Here is a 17,845-nt window from a genome sequence, read left to right as displayed (position 1 = left end):
CCGGTGAGGAGCGCGTGTCGGACAGCGCGCCACCTCCCTCTCATCGCCCTCACTGCGCCGACCAGCCACCGTCCAGCTCGAACGAGGAACCGGTGATCGACACGGCGGAGGGACCGCACAGCCACGCGGTGAGCTCGGCCACCTCCTCCGGCTCCACCAACCGCTTGATCGGGGTGCGGGACAGCAGCACGTCCTCCACCACCTGCTCCCTGGGAACCCGGTGGCGCACCGCGTGCTCGCTGACCTGGCGCTCGACGAGCGGGGTCCGCACGTAGCCCGGACAGACGCAGTTCGAGGTCACCCCGTGCCCCGCTCCCTCCAGGGCGACGGTCTTGGACAACCCTTCCAGGCCGTGCTTGGCGGTGACGTAGGCGCTCTTCAGCGGTGCGGCCCGGACACCGTGGACCGAGGAGATGTTGACGATCCGGCCCCACCCGTTGCGGTACATCCCGGGCAGCGCCGCTCGGATGATCCGGAAGGGTGCCTGGACCATGACCGTCAGCAGCAGTTGGAACATCTCCGGCGGGTACTGGTGCACCGGCGCCACATACTGCAGCCCCGCGTTGTTGATCACGATGTCGGTGTTCTCGCCCAGTTCGGCGACGGTGTCCGGTTCGGACAGATCGGCCACGGTGTGGCACGCCCCCGTCTCCTCGGCGACCTGCTCCACGGACTTGGCGACCCGGTCGACGAGCAGCATCTCGGCCCCGGTCGCCGCGAGCTTCCGCGCCACGGCCGCCCCGATACCGCTGCCCGCTCCGGTCACGAGCGCCCGCTTGCCCACAAGGTCCACCGTGACTTCGGCGGACGGCCGAGCCCCGGTAGCCGAACTGTCACCCATACCTGCAACCTAAAGGTGATTTCGGTCGCTATCCAACGTCCGCACAGGGGCAATTCGCTGCGGCATCCGATGGTCGTGGGAGTTTCCGACCGTCGGCGTGCCGATTCGGTGTGGCCCCGGCGGGCCGGTTCGGAGGAGACTGGGCGCATGGGCACGGTTATCGATGTGATCGCGTTCGTGGTCACCCTGGTGGCGCTGCTGGCCGCGGTTGGGCACGCGGGGTATCTGGCGCTGTTGTCGTCGGCGGCGCGCAAACGCCCCGGTGGCGAGCCCGCGGCCCGGTTCGCCCGCCGCCGGGCTCCCGTGGCGGGAACCGCGCTCGGTCTGGGCCTGCTGGCGATGCTGCTGTCGCTGGGAGGCGTGGGTACAGACGTGTTCGCGATCCTGCTCGGCGGCGGTGTGGGACTGGGCTCGCTGAAGGCGCTGGGGAGCACGCGATCCGACTTCCGCGGCGGCCGGTACTGAGAAACGCCGCCGTCTCACTCGTGCCGGACGAACGTCAGTGGCGTGCGGGGGTTCGTGCCGCGAGGTCCGCACGAGCGGCGGCGGCCGGACCTCGGCGCCGACTCCTCCGGTCGAGCACCACGTGCTCGGTGGTGTGCTTCAGTGGTGACAACGGCCTCCCGGACGGGACATCCCCCGGTGGTGCGTAGCCGTACCCAGCGATGAACACCCAACGTGTCGTCGCGACCCGGTTCCGTTCTCCTCGTGGCGCTGCCTAGGCTGTGACCGTGATCGATTCACCGAACTCGCCCGGCACCGCGCCGGAACGCGCTCTCGTGGTGACGGCGCATCCCGACGACGTCGATTTCGGCATGGCCGGAACCGTCGCGCACTGGACCGCCGCCGGAACGTCGGTCACCTACTGCGTCTGCACCTCGGGCGAGGCGGGAGCTCCGGAGGACGCCCCCCGCGAACGGGTGCGGCGACTGCGTGCCGCGGAACAGCGCCGTGCCGCGGCCCGGGTCGGTGTGGACGACGTGCGTTTCCTGAACCACGAGGACGGTCGGGTGTCGGCGGACCTGGCCCTGCGGCGGCAGATCACGAGGGTGATCCGCTCTGTCCGCCCGGAGATCGTGGCAACGCACTCCCCCGAGATCAACTGGTCCCGCATAGCGTTGGCGCACCCGGACCACCGCGCGGTGGGGGAGGCCACCCTGGCGGCGGTGTACCCGGACGCGCGGAACCCCTTCGCGCACCCGGAGCTGCTCGACCGGGAGGGACTTCACCCGTGGACGGTGCGACAGCTCTGGATCACCGAGGCCGCCGAACGCGTCAACCACGCGGTGGACGTCACCGAGCGGATCGCGGACAAGCTGGCGGCCCTGTCGGAACACGCCTCGCAAGGGGCGGACTCGGCGGAGTCGTCGGAGGCGATGCGTGAGCACTTACGCGGCAACGCGCTGCGGCACGGCTTGGCGAAAGGACGGATGGCCGAAGTTTTCCAGGTGGTCGACACCGAGTGAGCCGCCGAGGGGAGATCCCGGCGGGCCACGGCAGGAGGGCTGGTCGCGATGGACGGTGGCAACCCGAACGGCTGGTCGGACGAGTTCCGGGGGACCGCGGACGAACCGGCTGCCCGAGGTGGTCGGGAACGCCGCAGCGTCACGGGACCGAACCGCGCCGCCGCTTCGAACGCCACGGATGCGACCACGGTGGGGAAACGGCCGACGGAACCGATGAGCGGACTGTGCGAGTTCGACCTCGGCATGGTTCCCGCCTCCATCACACCGCCGCGCACCTGGCGTCGAGCGGCGTGGTTCGTGGTGCTGTCGGCCGTGGTCGCACTGAGCGGGATCGTGCTGGGCACCGCGGTCGTGATGAGCCGGGCACCGGAACGGTTCGTGGCCGAACCACCGGAGATACCCCGTGGTTGGGAGTACCCACCGCTGTCCGACCGGCACACCTCCGCCCCCGCCCCGGGGCTCGGGAGCACGAGCGAGAACGCGGACGCGGGGGAGGGCTCATCGAAACCCCCCTTCACCGGGACGGCGCGGCGAGGATCGGTGCGGCGGGACACCGGAGTCGTCGCCGCGTCCGGGAAGCGGGCCCCCGTCTCGGTGGAGCGGACGACCCCCGCTCCAGCGGAACCGACACGTGGGACGTCGTCCACGCACGGCGCGGATCCCGGTAGCACACCGCCGAACACCCCCCCCTCGAACGGCACACTCCAGAGCGACACACCACCGAGCGGCGCGCCCTCCGACGAGGCAACGCCGAGCGTCACCGCCTGGGAAGCGACCCCGCAGACCACGGCGGCACCATCGACCACGGCGGAACCGTCAACGCCCCACGGGACGACGGTCCCGCTCGCCGGTATGCGCGAGGTCACGGAGGACTACTTCGCCGCCGTCGGGGCCGGCGAACTGCACGAGGCGTACGGCATGACGGGCGGAGTGCTGCGCGGCACCGGCCCGGCGGGGTTGGAACGGCGCTACGGACACCTCTGGTCGGTCGAGCTCGTCAGCAGCGCTGTGCGAGGTGACAGCACCGTGAGCGAGCTGCGCGTCTCCGAGGCCGACGGCCGTTCGAGCACGCGCTACCGGCGATTGGAGTTCGGCGGGCCGGGAGGAAGAGTGATCGCCGACGAAGCAGTGGAAGAGCTGCCCGGAAACCGCTGACCTCTCGGAAGGGACGAGATGCCGGAATCGACAGGTGGCAGGTACCGGCCCGACGAGATGCCCGAGGTGGACCGCATCGAACAGGCCCCGGGGCCCTCACGGGCCGACTCCCGCGAAACGGGAACCGAACAACCGCGTCAGGAGGTGGACGTCTCCGGCCGTCCGGTGCTGTTGACGGCCGGTGCGCTGGGCACACTGCTCGCGTTGGGCGCCACCACGATCTTCGGCGTGGTGCTGGCCGACTCGACCCCGTGGGCACCGGGGACGGCGGGGACACCTCACCGTTCGGGTGCGGCGATATCGGGCTCGGCGGCGTTGCGGGTGGACCTGCTGCTGGAACGCGCCGACTCTTCCGGGCGGAGCCCGGACGGTGGCACCGGGCGGTCGGACCTCGCTTCCGGGAGCGTCCCGGACTCCCCCGCCGCCAGGAGCGCGGTTACCGGTGGGCTGCGCGCTCGCTCGTCCCCGGACGGCGAGGAGCCCTCGGTCGGCGTGGTGCGCGACTTCTGCCGACTGCTGGGCAGTGAGCCGGCACGGGCCATGCGGTTGCTCTCGCTGAGCATGACAGACGTGCAGCGGGCGGACGTGGTTCGGAGCTGGCGCGGGCTGCGGTCGATACGTTCACGGGAGGTGGGTCTCACCTCGGAGGGTCGAGTGGTGTCGACGGTGGCGGCGCGCGACGCGGCGGGCTCACGGATCGTGCTCAGCTACTCGTTCCGGGTCGCCGACGAGGTGAATCCCCTCATTCTGAGCGTCCGGTTGGACGCGGCTCGGTTCCACCTGCCCCGGAAATAGATAAGAACTGAATTCACTTTCTGTCGGTCGCGACCACGGGACGGCCGACCCGCTGCTCCGCCTCGGCCGGTATTCTCACAACGATGCGGCAACGAACTGCCAAGTCGCCGGGCACCGCGAGGTGGTTCGTGACGAACCACTCCGTCCCCGACACGAGCGCAGCGCCGGTCACACGCGCCCGGACCCGTCGAAGACTTCGCCCCTGACCGGTTCTTTTCGTGGGCTAAGCTGCCGTATCGCGGTCGATCGGTTCCCGTGACCGGGCGCGGCCGCAGCGTGAACGTGTACATGTCGGAGGGCCGGACGAGGCCCGCAACATCCACCGATTCCGACGACCGGGCGAACCGGTGTCACCGGCGGCGCGGTCGGTCGGTATCGAGAGCAGTACGGGGAGACGTCGGTGAGCGACGAAGGTCGCCTGGTCGCCGGACGCTACCGAGTGCAGCGGCGCATCGGAAGCGGCGCCATGGGCGTGGTGTGGGAGTGTGTCGACGAGCGCCTGCACCGCACGGTCGCGGTCAAACAATTGCTGACCCAGCCCGGCCTGGATCCGGCCGAGGCCGAGGAGGCGCGACAACGGGCGATGCGTGAGGGACGCATCGCGGCACGACTGCAGCATCCGCACGCTGTCTCCGTCTACGACGTGGCCGAGGAGAACGGCGAACCGGTGCTGGTGATGGAGTACCTGCCCTCCACCAGTCTCGCTTCGATGATGTCCGAACACGGTCCCCTGCCGCCCCGCGAGGTGGCCCGGATAGGTGCGCAGGTGGCGGCGGCCCTCGGGGCCGCGCACTCCGCCGGAGTGGTGCACCGCGACATCAAACCGGGCAACGTGCTGCTCGGTGACGAAGGCACGGTGAAGATCACCGACTTCGGGATCTCCCGGGCGCAGGGCGATGTCGCCGTCACCAAGACCGGGATGCTGGCGGGTACCCCCGCCTATCTGTCACCGGACGTGGCCTGCGGCAAGGAACCCAGCCCCGCCTCGGACGTCTTCTCGCTGGGGGCGACGCTCTACGCGGCCATCGAGGGCAGACCGCCGTTCGGGCAGAACGAGAACACACTGGCGCTACTGCACTCCGTGGCGGCGGGCAAGGTGGAGCCACCGCGGAACGCGGGGCCGATGACCGAACCGCTGCTGGCCATGCTCCGGCCCGACGCGGAGGAGCGGCCGGACATGGCGCAGGTCCACGAGATGTTGCAGGCGGTCGCCGAAGGCCAGGCGGTCAGCTCGGTACCGACCAAGGCCGCCCCCATCCCACCCGCGATGCATCCGGGCACGGCGGCGGCCACTGATCCCCCTTCGAATCCGCGCGACGGCGGTACCGCGGTCGCGGGTACCCGGCCGGAGGAGGACGAGCGCTACGGCGGAACCGGACGCGCCGAGGCCGCCTCCTACCCGGACTCCGCCCCGCGCGCCGAGCCGACGGGCGGCAAACCGCGCGGCAGGACACCACTCGTGGTGTCCGGAGTACTGCTCGTGGTGGCCGCCGTCGCCGGGATACTCGTGGCCACCTCGCTGTTGAGCGACGACGCCCAGCGGGAGAACCCGGCGGGTGGTGGCGAGACCTCGCGACCGCTGGTGCCGCCTGCCAGCGAGACGAACATCACCGAGAACACCGTGCCGGACTACCCCGAGGACGACGGGTACCAGGACCCGGCTCCGGACTGGAACCGCACGACCACGGAGACGACCGAACCTCCGATCATCACGTCGGCACCGGAGAGCTCCGCCGAACGGAGTTCCGCCCCGGCGACCGAGTCCTCGGCTCCGGAGGACGACCAGGGCGACGGCACCGAAAGCGGCGGCGGTAACGAGGAGGGCTCCGGGGACGATGGCTCCGGCGGCAGCGAATCCGGTGACGGTGAATCGGGTAACGACGGAACGGCCGGTGGCGATCCAAACGGCGAGGACGGTGGTGCCAACGGCGGCCAGGGGAGCTCTTCCGGCGACGGGAGCTGATCGCACGGCCGGTCACGCTCGCTGAGTGCCGACCGCCCGAAGCCTCGTGCCCGGGACGCAGTACTGTTGTGCCCGTCGCGTGGCGCTGACCCGACAGGGTTCGGTCGGCACGTCCGGTCACCGACATCGCCAGGATCTGGGAGAACTGTGAGCGCCGAAGGTCGCCTGATCGCGGGACGCTACCGGCTGCACGAGAGCATCGGCAGCGGTGCGATGGGAGTCGTTTGGCGCGCCGTCGACGAGCGCCTGCAGCGCACCGTGGCCGTCAAGCAGTTGCTGCTGCAGCAGGGGCACACCGAGGCGGAGACCAGGGAAGCCCGCGAGCGCTCGATGCGGGAGGGGCGCATCGCGGCCCGGCTGCAGCACCAGAACGCCATAGCCGTGTTCGACGTGGCGGAGGAGGACGGCCAGCCGGTACTGGTGATGGAATACCTCCCCTCCGAGAGCCTGGCCTCGCGGATCTCCGAACGGGGGCTGCTGCCCCCGCTGGAAGCGGCGGGCATCGGGGCGCAGGTCGCCGCGGCGCTGGCCGCCGCCCATCTCGCCGGGATCGTGCACCGCGACCTCAAACCGGGCAACATCCTGCTCGGCGCGGACGGCACCGCCAAGATCACTGACTTCGGCATTTCCCGGGCCGTGGGCGACGTGGCGGTCACCAAGAGCGGCATCCTCGCCGGCACGCCGGCCTACCTCTCCCCGGAGGTGGCCCTCGGCAGGGACCCCGCTCCCGCCTCGGACGTGTTCTCACTGGGTTCGACGCTCTACGCCGCCATCGAGGGGCATCCACCGTTCGGGGTGGACGACAACGCGATCAGCCTGTTGCACCGGGTCTCGCGCGGACAGGTCGAACCGCCCCGCAACGCCGGGCCGATGGCTCCCGCGTTGCTGGAGCTGTTGCGCGCCGATCCGGTGGAACGACCGACCATGGCGCAGGCCAGGGACCTCCTGCAGGCGGTGCGCGACAGCAAGCCCCTACCGAGTACACCGGCCAAGCAACAGGCACCGGGCCCGGCCGGGCAACCGGGACAGGTCGCGCCGGCACCCCCTGCCGGTCCGAGCGCTCCGGCCGGTCCGGGCGCGCCCGTCATGAGTCCGGCCCCGGGAGTGCCGCCGGGTGGGGCGCCCGCACCGTCGTCGCGGGCGGGAGGCCACCCGTCGAACCCGACCCGGGTGGGGACACCGCAGGCGACCGCCAATCCACCCACCAGGGTGGGTACGAGCGCGGGGACGGTCAGGAGCGGCACCGTCAAGCGGGTGGCCGGTTGGACCGTGGCGGTACTGGTCGCGATCCTGCTGGGGATACTGGCCGCCAACGCCGTCAACGGCAGCGGCGGTGGCTCCAGCACCTCCTCGGGCGCGCTCGCGGCCGCCTCCGCCACCGCGCTGGACGGAGCCACCGAAGGACGGGGCGGCTCCTCGCCTTCCGACGGGCCCACCACGCCGGAGAGCTCGACGGCCACAGCGCCCCGGACCTCCACCGAACCCCCGGAGAGCGAATCCGGCCCGGAGCCCGTCGGCGACGAGGAGCTGGTCGCCACCGTTCGGGACTACTTCGCCACGGTGACCGAGGACACCGACGAGGCGTGGGAGATGCTGGGGCCCGAACTGAGGTCGGTGGGGCAGGAGAGCTACGAGGACTTCTGGGACTCGATCGAGGACGTGCGGATAGTCAGCGGACCGCGCGTGATCGGCGACAACCAGGTCGAGGCCGTGCTGCGCTATCGGAAGGAGGACGGCGGCAGCAGTACCGAGCGGCACGTCTTCGGCATGATCATCGAGGACGGGCGGGCACTGGTCAACACCGACAGCGGCGCCACCTGAGTCCGGGACGAACCGCCCCGGCCCGGCTCGGAGCCGGTTTCCCATCGCATCCCGCTGGGCGCTAGGTCCGCGCGGCCTCCCGCAGCGCCTGCAGCAACCCCACCGTGTTGGGGGCATTCACCAGCGATTCCCGCACCGCCACGTGGATCCTGCGAACGGGTTCGGGGTTGCGCAACGGTCGCACCTCCACCCCGGGGTGGACGGGATCCAGTCCCAGACGCGGAATCAGCGATATCCCCATCCCGGCCGCGACGAACCCCTGGGAAGACTGGGCGCTGTCCGATTCGAGCGCCACGTGCGGGGTGAATCCCGCCGCGGCGAAGGCGTCGTAGAGCGACTCCGCGCAGGGGCCCGAGGACATGGACTCCTGGATCCAGGATTCCTCGGAGAGCCGGGCGAGATCGATCTGGTCCTCCTCACAGAGCGGGTGTCCCACCGGAAGCACCACCCGGTAGGGCTCGTCGACCAGGTGCAGCAGCCTGACACCGGGGACGCTGCGGGCCTCCCTGCCGACCACGATCACCGCCAGGTCCGCTTCCCCTTCGGCGAGTCGCTCCAGCATGCCGTCCTCCTGCATCCCCAGATCCAGCCGGACCTGCGGATACCTGGCGCGGAAGGTCGCGACGGCGGGCGGGATCAGCGCCACGCTGGCGCTCTGGAAGAAGCGCAGCCGCAGCACCCCGGAGTTGCCGGCGCGCAGTTTCGCCAGTTCGGTCTCCGTGCGGGAAAGCAGTTCGGAGAGGTCCCCGGCCCGTTCGGCCAGCATCATCCCGGCCGAGGTCGGCCGCACTCCCCTGCCCACCTTCTCCAGCAACGACACCCCGGCCTCGCGTTCCAGCGTACTGAGCTGCTGGCTGATGGCAGAGGGGGTGTAGCCGAGGTTGTTCGCGGCCGCGCTCACCGAGCCACTGTTGACCACGGCCCGCAGCACCTGCATGCGCCGGACATCCAACATGGCGCTGATAGTACAGCAGAACTGAAAGGTATGTGTAGTAAAAACCACTTGTACTTATACGAGCGGGCCCGCATCGTGTTGGTCGTAACTGGTTCACCGCGATGGTCGGCCGCTGTGGAGGAACGTCTTGTACAACCGCGCCAACTACGTGCGGCTCGTAACGCTCGCGCTGCTGTGGGGAGCGAGCTTCCTGTTCATCAAGCTCGGGCTGGAGGCGATGTCTCCCACCCAGGTGACGTTCTCCCGGATCGCGCTCGGCGCGGTCGTCCTGGTGGGGCTGTGCCTGTTGCGCGGGCTGCGCCCCGGTGGATTCGGTTCACCCGAGGAGCGGAGGCTGTGGGGCGTCATCGCGGGCGCCGCGGTGTTCGGCAACGTGCTGCCCTGGACGCTGTTCGGGATCGGCGAACGCACCGTGGACTCCGGAATCGCGGGGGTTCTCAACGCCACGACGCCGCTGTGGACAGTCCTTTTCGGACTTGCTTTCGGCACGGAGCGCTCGGTGCGGCCGTTACAGCTGCTGGGGCTACTGGTCGGGTTCTCCGGAGTGGTGGTGATCCTGGCTCCCTGGCACGGTTCGAGCGGCCTGCTGGGGTGGGGCGTGCTCGCCTGCCTCGGCGCCGCCATGAGCTACGGCGTCGGTTTCGTCTACATGGGACGCGGCCTGGACGGCTCGGGCGCGGATGGCAGGAGGATCTCACCGCTGACCGTGGGGGCGATGCAGATGTCGGCCGCCGCCGTCCTCTCCGTGCTCCTCCTGCCGCTGGGCGGACTGGCTCCGGTCGAGCTCTCCCCGATTCCGCTGCTGGCCGTCGGGGTGCTCGGCGTGTTCGGAACCGGCTTCGCTTTCGCGCTGCACCTGCGGATCGTCTCCGACGAGGGAGCCACCACGGCGTCCACGGTCACCTACCTGATGCCCGCGGTCTCGGTGCTGCTCGGCTGGCTCGTGCTGGGTGAGAGCCTCGGGCCGCGCGTACTCGCCGGAATGCTGATCGTGCTGCTGGGAGTCGCGCTGAGCCGAACGAACGTGCGAAGCGGGCGCGAGCACCGGGACGAGACCGAGACGAAGAGCCCGGAACACGCGCGCGACTGAGCTCCGGCCCGACCGCCCGCCGGGCGTGCGCGAGGGCGCGCCCCGTTCACGAGAAGAGGTGCCGCCGAGGCGAACCGCCAAAGCCCGTGGAATCCGCTGTTCGCCCCGGATCACACCAACCGTCGGTCGGAGGCCCACTTGGACAGTTCGTAGCGGTTGGACAGTTGGGTCTTGCGCAGCACACTGGAGACGTGGGTCTCCACCGTCTTGACCGAGATGAACAGCTCGGAGCCGATCTCGCGATAGGAATAGCCCCGCGCCAGCAGCCGCAGCACGTCGCGCTCCCTGCGGGTGAGCTGATCCAGCTCCGGATCGCTGACCCGCGCCGAGTCCGGCCCCTGCGAGAAGGCGTCCAGCACGAACCCGGCCAGCCGGGGGGAGAACACCGCGTCCCCGGCCGCGACCCTGCGGATCGCGTCGGCGAGCTCGCGCCCGGAGATCGTCTTGGTGACGTAGCCCCTCGCACCACCTCGGATCACCGTGATGACGTCCTCGGCCGCGTCGGAGACCGAGAGCGCGAGGAAGACGGCGGCGACCCCCCGCTCGCGCACCCGTCGCAGCACCTCCGCGCCCCCACCGTCGGGCATGTGCACGTCGAGCAGCACCACGGCGGGTCGCAGGTGCTCGATACCGGCCACGGCCTCGGCCACGGAGCCCGCCTCCCCAAGCACCCGAACCCGCTCCTCGAACGAGGCCAGCTCGGCGCGGACCCCCGTGCGGAAGAGCGCGTGATCGTCGACGATGTAGACGCCAACCGGGGCGTCCACGTCCTTGTCCTCCGCCTCGCCACCGGCGGCCGGATTCCTCGGCTCGTCGTCTCGTTCGTCCATCCCGGGCTCCTAACCGATGTTCACTCCGCCGCTCGCGGCAGGTCGAGGTGTATCTCCGTCCCCGAACCGGGCGAGGTGCGCAACCGCACCCTTCCACCGTTGCGTTCCATCCTGCCCCGGATCGACTCGGACAGCCCGTGCCTGTCGGGGTCCACCGCGTCCGGGTCGAAACCGACTCCCCTGTCCCGGACGAACAGCTCCGCCCGATCCGGCTGCAGCTCGGCGTAGACGCTGACCTCCTCCACCCCCGCGTGCTTGGCCGCGTTGACGATCGCCTCCCTGGCCGCCGCCAGCACCGCCCGCAGCGGTTCGTCCAGCGGACCGTCACCCACGACCACGTGCTGGACCGTGACGGCGAACGCGTCCTCGGCCTCCCCACAGATCCGTGCCAGCTCCGCCGACAGCGTCTCCTCGGACACCCGCTCGTGCTCACCGGTACCCGCCTCCTCGGCAGAGGCCGAGGGGGAGGCGGTGGGGGCGTGGGTCATGGGCCGCGAGGAGCCACTGTAACCGTCGGGGCCGTACAACCAGCGGCGCAGCTCCCGCTCCTGGCTCCTGGCCAACCTGCGCACCTCGCGTTCGGCACCGGCCTGCTTCTGGATCAGCGCCAGGGTCTGCAGCACCGAGTCGTGCAGGTGGGCCGCGAGCTCGGCGCGCTCCTGCGAACGGATTCTGGTGGCGCGCTCCGCGTCGAGGTCCCCGCTGAGACGCATCCACCACGGCACGGTCAGCAGCGCCACCCCGATCAGCGTCGCGACCACGGCGGCGAACACCACAGGGACCTCGCTGCCCATCGTCGTGGCGAGCACGAAGGCGTAGAGCCCGAGGAACACCAGGACGGCACCGACGAGCAGCCGCAGCACCCCGGCGCGTCCCCCGCCGCCGAGCAGTCCCAGCAAGCTGGACCTGGCGCCCTCGCGCCACTGCCCGCGCTGCGACTCGTCGGCCTCCCGCCAGATGACGGCCCCGCCGACCATCGTGGCCCCCAACGCGCCGACCAGCCACGGCGGCACGGCGCTGACCGAGGCCACGACCACGGCCAGCCCCACCCCCAGCAGCAGCAGGGCCACCCCCTGTCGGTGCTCCCGTGCCGACTCGGTACCGGGGATGTCGGAACGCTGCCGCACGAAGATCCACAACAGCCCGTAGCCCACGATGCCCGCGCCGCCGAGGGCGGCCAGCATCGCGAACACGGCCCGGACCCACACCACGGGGAACCCGAGATGGTCCGAGATGCCGGTGGCCACACCGGCCACCACCCGTCCGGAACGGCGCCGGTACAACCGGGGGATGCCGGTGCCGGTGACGTACAGCGGCCGGGTCCGTCGTTCGGCCGTTCCACCGGTTTCCTTCCCGGTCACGGGCTGCTTGGGCGAGTGTCTGGAACGGACCTGCACGACCTCGATAGTCACACGCGCGGGGAACCGCCCGCATCGGGGAGCGGCGGCCGGATTGTCCGGGACTCCTCAGGGGGCCACCCTGACGACGGGAGCCAGGAACCCCGGCAGAGTGAGCGATATGAACAGCGGAACGACCGACGGCGGACAGCACTACCGGGGTGGGCACCACCCCGGCGCCGGGGGAGCGGGTCCGAGCGGTACCGGTTCGGGGGGTACCGCTCGGCCCGGTGGCCACACCGGCGAGCGGGGAACGTGGGCGGAGATCAGGGGAACCGTCCACGACTTCTGGGACACGCGTCCGGCGCGCCCCTCGGAGGGGCGCAAGATCGCCGGGGTGGCCGCCGCGCTCGGCAACCGCTACGGAGTGGACCCGGTGCTGCTTCGGGTCGTGTTCGTGGTGGGAACCTTCTACGGCGGCGCCGGTCTGCTGTTCTACCTGCTCGGCTGGGCGACGCTGCCGCGAGAGGGCCACACCGACAGGAACACGCCGATCCGGCTGGCGGTGCTGGTGCTGATAACGGTGTTGTTCGTCCCCGCCGCGCTCGCGGCGTTCGACATGTCCGGGATGTTCGGGCTGGCACTGGGGGTGCTGGCGCTGTACCTGCTGCACCGGCACTTCGGTGACCGCGTTCCGGCACGGCTGCCGTACGGCGCGACGGGCACGACGACCAACGTCGCCGCACAGCCGGGCACGCGTCCCGAGGAGGGACCGTACCCGGCCGGGGAGGCCGGTCCGGCCGTCCCCGGGGAACGGGCCCCGGGGGAAGCGGAGACCTCCGGGACGGACGGTTACTGGCCGGTGGGCCACGGGGAGCGGGCACCCGAGCAACCCTCGGAGGCGGCGACCGTGGAAACCGCCGCGGCTTCGGGGGCCACGGCGGAGCGGCCCGTGGCGGAGCGTTCCGACGCCACCGCCGAGACCACCTCGTACGTGCCACCCGCTCCCGAACCGCCCAGGCACCCCGACGATCGATTCGGGCAACCGCCCCACCAGCCACCGCCGACCGGCTGGGAACCCCCGGTGGCCGGACCACCGCCCCAGGGCGGGGTTCCCGGCGGGCGCCGCCGACCGCGCTACTCGGTCACGCTGGCGACGCTGGGGGTAGCGCTGCTGGCGGGTGGTTTCGGGATCACCTTCGGGCTGGCCGCCGTGAAGGTATGGGCCCTGATGCTCGGAGTGATCGGCTGTGGGCTGCTGGTGGGGTCCTTCCTGCACCGGGGACGCTGGCTCATCCTCTTCGCGATACCGGTTGTGCTGGCGACCCTGCTGGCCACGGTAATTCCCGAACGCCCCTGGCGGGACTACACCGACGTGGTCGCGACCCCGGAGCACGCGGCGGAACTGGCCCCGGAGTACTCCGGTTCGGTGGGCAGCGTCGTCCTGGACCTGGAGAGCACGCGGTTCTCCCGGGACGAGGAAGCGGAAACCGACGTCACGCTGGGCATGGGAACCGTACGGGTCTACCTGCCACCGGAGACCGACGCTCGGATCACCTGCGCCAGCGAGCTGGGAGCGGTGGACTGCCTCGGCCGCGAGCGCTCGGGCCGGGACGTGCGGGTCACGGAGAACGACCTGGGCTCCGACGGACCGGGCGGCGGCGCCGTTCGGCTGAACCTGATGGCGAAGACCGGAACCGTGGAGGTCATCCGTGGCTACTGAACAACACCGGACCGAGCCGGACCCCGCCGGAGTGGAAGGTCGGACCCGCCGGTTCGTCCCGGACCCGGTCGCCCTCACGGCGGGGATCATGACGGTGGCGGCGTCGATCTACTTCCTGAGCGGCGGGGGCTGGTCCACCCAGCGGGTGCTGGCCTTCGCCGCGGCGGCCGTCGGCGTGATCATGCTGGTCGCGGCGCTGCGCAGAAACTGACCGGCACCGCTCGGGCTCCCCCGAAGGGGACGCGCCCACCGGGGGCCGGAGCCCCGTCCGTCGGGGCTCACCGCAGGGGCCGCCCCGGCCTCACTCCCACTCGATCGTGCCCGGCGGCTTGGAGGTCACGTCCACCGTCACCCGGTTGACGTCGGCGACCTCGTTGGTGATGCGGGTGGAGATCCGTTCCAGCACCTCGTAGGGCAACCGCGTCCAGTCCGCCGTCATGGCGTCCTCGCTGGACACCGGGCGCAGCACCACCGGGTGACCGTAGGTGCGCCCGTCGCCCTGCACCCCGACCGACTGCACGTCGGCCAGCAGCACGACCGGGCACTGCCAGATGTCGCGGTCGAGGCCGGAGGCCGTCAGCTCCTCGCGGGCGATGGCGTCGGCCGCCCGCAGCGTCTCCAGGCGGCTCGGGGTGACCTCGCCGATGATGCGGATGGCCAGCCCCGGCCCGGGGAACGGCTGGCGGTGCACGATGGTCTCGGGCAGCCCCAGCTCCAGACCGACCCTGCGCACCTCGTCCTTGAACAGCGAGCGCAACGGCTCGACCAGGTCGAACCGCAGGTCATCGGGAAGCCCGCCCACGTTGTGGTGGCTCTTGATGTTGGCCGTGCCGCTGCCGCCGCCGGACTCGACGACGTCCGGGTAGAGCGTGCCCTGAACCAGGTACTCGACCTGCTCCCCGGCCTGTCCGGCCTCCTCCTTCAGTTCCCGCGCGGCGCGCTCGAAGGTCCGGATGAACTCGCGACCGATGATCTTGCGCTTCTCCTCGGGATCGGTGACCCCCGCCAGCGCGTCGGTGAACTGCCGCACCGCGTCGATCACGACCAGCCGAGCTCCGGTGGCCGCCACGAAGTCCCGTTCGACCTGGGTGCGCTCCCCGGAGCGCAGCAGCCCGTGGTCGACGAAAACGCAGGTGAGCCGGTCACCGATCGCCTTGTTGACCAGAGCGCCCGCCACGGCCGAGTCCACGCCGCCGGAGAGTCCGCAGATGGCGCGGGCGTCGCCGATCCGCTCGCGGAGGGCAGCGACGGTCTCGTCAACGATCGAGGTGGTGGTCCAGTTCGGGCGGATACCGGCGATCTCGTGCAGGAAGCGGCGCAGCACCTCCTGGCCGTGCGGCGAGTGCGCCACCTCGGGGTGGTACTGCACCCCGGCCAGGCCGCTCTCCGGTTTCTCGAAGGCGGCGACGGGGGTGTCATCGGTCTCGGCGATCACCCGGAACCCCTCGGGAGCCTTGCTCACCGAGTCACCGTGGCTCATCCAGACGGGGTGGTTACCGGGCAGCTCCTGGTGCAGCGTGCCGCCACCGGAGCAGACCGCCAGCTCGGTCCGCCCGAACTCCCTGGTGCCGGTGTGCTCGACGGTACCGCCGAGTGCCTTGGTCATCGCCTGGAAGCCGTAGCAGATCCCCAGCACCGGCACTCCGGCGCGGAACAGCTCCGCGTCCACCTGCGGGGCGTCCTCGGCATAGACGCTGGCGGGCCCGCCGGAAAGCACGATGGCGGCGGGATCGCGGCGCAGCATCTCCTCGACGGGTGTGTCGTGCGGCACGACCTCGGAATAGACCTGCGCCTCGCGCACCCGGCGGGCGATCAGCTGCGCGTACTGCGCACCGAAGTCGACCACCAGGACGGGGCCGCTGCCGGACCGTCCTTGCTCAGAAGCCTGCCCGGCGGGGTCGAAACCGCCTGCGGTGTCGGACACGACGTCGAACCTCCAGGTGAGAACACTACGCCGGTCAGCGTATCGTTCCCCTCCCGCCGCTCGACGAGGGCGTCGCGCCCGAGCCCCGCCCCGGCCGGTCCCCGCCGGGGCGTCGCGGAGCGGGAGAGGGCGCCCGCGAACACCCCGACGAGGAGAGCGGCGCGGCTCACCGCCGCAGGGCGGCCGGTGCGTGCGAGGGCACCGCCGGATTCTTGGGCGGCACGGGCGCCACTCGCCGGTACTCCTCCGACTGGGAGGGGCGCTGGTCCGGTTCGCCCTTGTTCGGCCACATCGAGAAGGCCCGTTCGGCCTGCGCGGTGATCGTCAGGGAGGGATTGACCCCGAGGTTGGCGGTTATCGCCGAACCGTCCACGACGGACAGGTCCGGATAGCCCCACGCGCGGTGGTACGGATCGATCACGCCGTGCTCGGGATCCGAGCCGATCGGGCAACCGCCGATGAAGTGCGCGGTCATCGGGATGTCGAACAGCTCGCTCCAGGTCCCGCCCGCGATGCCGTCGATCTCCTCGGCGGCCAGCTCGTTGGCGCGTTCCCCCGCGGGAATCCAGGTGGGGTTCGGGGCACCGTGCCCCTGCCGCGAGACGAGCTTGCGGCGGCCGAACAGCCCCTTGCCCAGCCTGGTCCGCAGCGAGTTGTCCAGACTCTGCATCACCAGCAGGATCACCGTGCGCTCGCTCCAGCGCCGCACCGAGAGCAGCCGCAGCGTCGTCAGTGGCCGCGTCAGCGCCGTACGCAGCCACTGCCGCCAACGGGGCTTGTCCACTCCCCCCGTGGTGGGAAGGGTCTGCAGCAGGCCCATGGCGTTGCTGCCCCTGCCGTAGCGCACGGGCTCGATGTGGGTGTGGTCGTCCGGGTGGAACGAGGAGGTGATCGCCGTTCCGGTGGAGAAGTCCCGCTCCGGGTCCACCGAGCGCCGCTGCGCACCGATGATGGCCTCGGAGTTGGTCCTGGTCAGTTCGCCCAGCCTGCGGGAGAGCCGGGGCAGCTCGCCGCGCTGCTCGCAGCGGTGCAGCAGGTTCTGCGTCCCCCACGTGCCCGCCGCGACCACGACCTGGTCGGCGGTGAAGGTGCCGCGCTGCCCGCGCGACACGGCCCCGGTGCGTTCGGTCCGGACCCGCCAGCGGCCGTCCGAACCCTTGTGCATTCCGCTGACCGTGGTCAGCGGCCACACCTCCGCCCCCTTCGCCTCGGCCAGGTAGAGGTAGTTCTTCATCAAGGTGTTCTTGGCACCGACCCGGCAGCCGGTCATGCAGGCGCCGCACTCGGTGCAGCCGGTGCGTTCCGGACCGGCTCCGCCGAAGTAGGGGTCGGACGCGTTCTCCCCCGGCTTGCCGAAGTACACCCCGACCGGGGTGGGGTGATAGCTCTCGCCCACGCCCATGCGGTCGGCCACCCGCCGGATCACCCGGTCGGAGGGGGTCTCGCTGGGGTTGGTGACCACGCCGAGCATCCGGCTGGCCTGGTCGTAGTGCGGGGCGAGCTCGTCCTCCCAGTCCGTGATGTGGGCCCACTGGGAGTCCTCGAAGAAGGGCTTCATCGGCCGGTAGAGCGTGTTGGCGTAGACCAGGGAGCCCCCACCGACCCCGGCGCCCGCGAGGATCAGCACGTTCTGCAGCATGTGGATGCGTTGGATGCCGTAGCAGCCGAGCTTCGGGGCCCACAGGAAGCGGCGCAGGTCCCAGGACGTCTTGGGAAACTCCTCGTCGGCGAATCTCCTGCCCGCTTCCAGGACCGCCACGCGGTAGCCCTTCTCGGTGAGTCGCAGCGCGGCCACGCTGCCGCCGAAGCCGGAGCCGATCACTACCACGTCGTAGTCGCCGCCTGAAGTCTTCCCCCGAAGGTGTCCCCGATCACTCATGAACGTGAGAGTAGAACAGATTACTCGTCAGTAGCCATAGCTGAGCTCCTCTCGGGAGCACATTTT

The 17,845-nt window shown here is 71.0% G+C and carries 15 protein-coding genes; 9 read left to right on the top strand and 6 right to left on the bottom strand.

The genetic code is table 11. The annotated features are described in order from the left end of the window. Nucleotides 1–49: 49 nt before the first annotated feature. Nucleotides 50–841: a 3-hydroxybutyrate dehydrogenase gene (locus BLQ75_RS03435; RefSeq protein WP_092597637.1), complete on the bottom strand. Its 792-nt coding sequence runs from the start codon at nucleotides 839–841 to the stop codon at nucleotides 50–52. Nucleotides 842–988: 147 nt separating this feature from the next. On the opposite strand from BLQ75_RS03435, the gene BLQ75_RS03430 reads away from it, so the two are divergent. The 6 genes from BLQ75_RS03430 (at nucleotide 989) to BLQ75_RS03405 (ending at nucleotide 8,041) form a co-directional block, all read left to right on the top strand. Then, entirely contained in the window at nucleotides 989–1,306 is a 318-nt protein-coding gene (locus BLQ75_RS03430; RefSeq protein ID WP_092597634.1) for a hypothetical protein, read from the top strand. A 266-nt stretch (nucleotides 1,307–1,572) separates the two neighbouring features. After that, on the top strand, nucleotides 1,573–2,307 hold the full coding sequence (locus BLQ75_RS03425) for a PIG-L deacetylase family protein (RefSeq protein WP_092598350.1): 735 nt from the start codon (nucleotides 1,573–1,575) through the stop codon (nucleotides 2,305–2,307). A 48-nt stretch (nucleotides 2,308–2,355) separates the two neighbouring features. After that, nucleotides 2,356–3,462 (top strand): RodZ family helix-turn-helix domain-containing protein, encoded by a 1,107-nt coding sequence (locus tag BLQ75_RS03420; RefSeq protein WP_092597631.1) that lies wholly within the window; start codon nucleotides 2,356–2,358, stop codon nucleotides 3,460–3,462. A gap of 18 nt (nucleotides 3,463–3,480) precedes the next feature. Further along, nucleotides 3,481–4,257, top strand: coding sequence for a hypothetical protein (locus tag BLQ75_RS03415; RefSeq protein ID WP_092597628.1), 777 nt, complete (start codon nucleotides 3,481–3,483; stop codon nucleotides 4,255–4,257). A gap of 400 nt (nucleotides 4,258–4,657) precedes the next feature. Then, nucleotides 4,658–6,220: a serine/threonine-protein kinase gene (locus BLQ75_RS03410; protein WP_092597625.1), complete on the top strand. Its 1,563-nt coding sequence runs from the start codon at nucleotides 4,658–4,660 to the stop codon at nucleotides 6,218–6,220. Between the two features lie 147 nt (nucleotides 6,221–6,367). Further along, nucleotides 6,368–8,041, top strand: a complete 1,674-nt coding sequence (locus tag BLQ75_RS03405) for a serine/threonine-protein kinase (protein ID WP_092597622.1) — start codon at nucleotides 6,368–6,370, stop codon at nucleotides 8,039–8,041. Nucleotides 8,042–8,102: 61 nt separating this feature from the next. Here the strand turns inward: BLQ75_RS03405 and BLQ75_RS03400 are convergent, their stop codons facing one another. After that, complete coding sequence (locus tag BLQ75_RS03400; protein WP_092597619.1) at nucleotides 8,103–8,996, bottom strand: LysR family transcriptional regulator; 894 nt, start codon at nucleotides 8,994–8,996, stop codon at nucleotides 8,103–8,105. 127 nt (nucleotides 8,997–9,123) lie between these two features. Between BLQ75_RS03400 and BLQ75_RS03395 the strand changes: the two genes are divergently transcribed. Beyond that, nucleotides 9,124–10,086 (top strand): DMT family transporter, encoded by a 963-nt coding sequence (locus tag BLQ75_RS03395; RefSeq protein ID WP_092597616.1) that lies wholly within the window; start codon nucleotides 9,124–9,126, stop codon nucleotides 10,084–10,086. 110 nt (nucleotides 10,087–10,196) lie between these two features. On the opposite strand, the gene BLQ75_RS03390 is transcribed toward BLQ75_RS03395, so the two are convergent. Continuing rightward, nucleotides 10,197–10,916, bottom strand: coding sequence for a response regulator (locus BLQ75_RS03390; protein ID WP_092597613.1), 720 nt, complete (start codon nucleotides 10,914–10,916; stop codon nucleotides 10,197–10,199). Between the two features lie 20 nt (nucleotides 10,917–10,936). Next, nucleotides 10,937–12,277 (bottom strand): ATP-binding protein, encoded by a 1,341-nt coding sequence (locus tag BLQ75_RS03385; protein WP_092598347.1) that lies wholly within the window; start codon nucleotides 12,275–12,277, stop codon nucleotides 10,937–10,939. Nucleotides 12,278–12,434: 157 nt separating this feature from the next. Between BLQ75_RS03385 and BLQ75_RS23730 the strand changes: the two genes are divergently transcribed. Next, nucleotides 12,435–13,976, top strand: coding sequence for a PspC domain-containing protein (locus BLQ75_RS23730; RefSeq protein WP_092597610.1), 1,542 nt, complete (start codon nucleotides 12,435–12,437; stop codon nucleotides 13,974–13,976). Further along, a complete protein-coding gene (locus tag BLQ75_RS03375) occupies nucleotides 13,966–14,187 on the top strand; it encodes a hypothetical protein (RefSeq protein WP_092597607.1) in 222 nt (73 codons plus the stop codon). Before BLQ75_RS23730 ends, BLQ75_RS03375 begins: the two co-directional genes overlap by 11 nt. Before the next feature lie 90 nt (nucleotides 14,188–14,277). Here the strand turns inward: BLQ75_RS03375 and guaA are convergent, their stop codons facing one another. Continuing rightward, the gene (gene guaA, locus BLQ75_RS03370) at nucleotides 14,278–15,822 is read right to left on the bottom strand and encodes a glutamine-hydrolyzing GMP synthase (protein WP_425286433.1); all 1,545 of its coding nucleotides are present in this window, start codon (nucleotides 15,820–15,822) and stop codon (nucleotides 14,278–14,280) included. Nucleotides 15,823–16,066: 244 nt separating this feature from the next. Then, a complete protein-coding gene (locus BLQ75_RS03365) occupies nucleotides 16,067–17,779 on the bottom strand; it encodes an FAD-dependent oxidoreductase (RefSeq protein ID WP_092597601.1) in 1,713 nt (570 codons plus the stop codon). Between the last annotated feature and the right edge of the window lie 66 nt (nucleotides 17,780–17,845).

Origin of the sequence: Actinopolyspora xinjiangensis, from assembly GCF_900104475.1 — a bacterium.
In the GTDB taxonomy this organism is placed as follows: Bacteria; Actinomycetota; Actinomycetes; order Mycobacteriales; family Pseudonocardiaceae; genus Actinopolyspora; species Actinopolyspora xinjiangensis.
Note: the sequence above shows the minus strand (reverse complement) of the source record. Positions and strands in the feature narration are given on the sequence as shown.

What these genes read in the sequence shown, in the direction of transcription:
- BLQ75_RS03390 (WP_092597613.1), bottom strand. Translation starts at nt 10,916, where the DNA reads ATGGACGAACGAGACGACGAGCCGAGGAATCCGGCCGCCGGTGGCGAG.
- BLQ75_RS03415 (WP_092597628.1), top strand. Translation starts at nt 3,481, where the DNA reads ATGCCGGAATCGACAGGTGGCAGGTACCGGCCCGACGAGATGCCCGAG.
- BLQ75_RS23730 (WP_092597610.1), top strand. Translation starts at nt 12,435, where the DNA reads ATGAACAGCGGAACGACCGACGGCGGACAGCACTACCGGGGTGGGCAC.
- BLQ75_RS03435 (WP_092597637.1), bottom strand. Translation starts at nt 841, where the DNA reads ATGGGTGACAGTTCGGCTACCGGGGCTCGGCCGTCCGCCGAAGTCACG.
- BLQ75_RS03430 (WP_092597634.1), top strand. Translation starts at nt 989, where the DNA reads ATGGGCACGGTTATCGATGTGATCGCGTTCGTGGTCACCCTGGTGGCG.
- BLQ75_RS03365 (WP_092597601.1), bottom strand. Translation starts at nt 17,779, where the DNA reads ATGAGTGATCGGGGACACCTTCGGGGGAAGACTTCAGGCGGCGACTAC.
- BLQ75_RS03420 (WP_092597631.1), top strand. Translation starts at nt 2,356, where the DNA reads ATGGACGGTGGCAACCCGAACGGCTGGTCGGACGAGTTCCGGGGGACC.
- BLQ75_RS03400 (WP_092597619.1), bottom strand. Translation starts at nt 8,996, where the DNA reads ATGTTGGATGTCCGGCGCATGCAGGTGCTGCGGGCCGTGGTCAACAGT.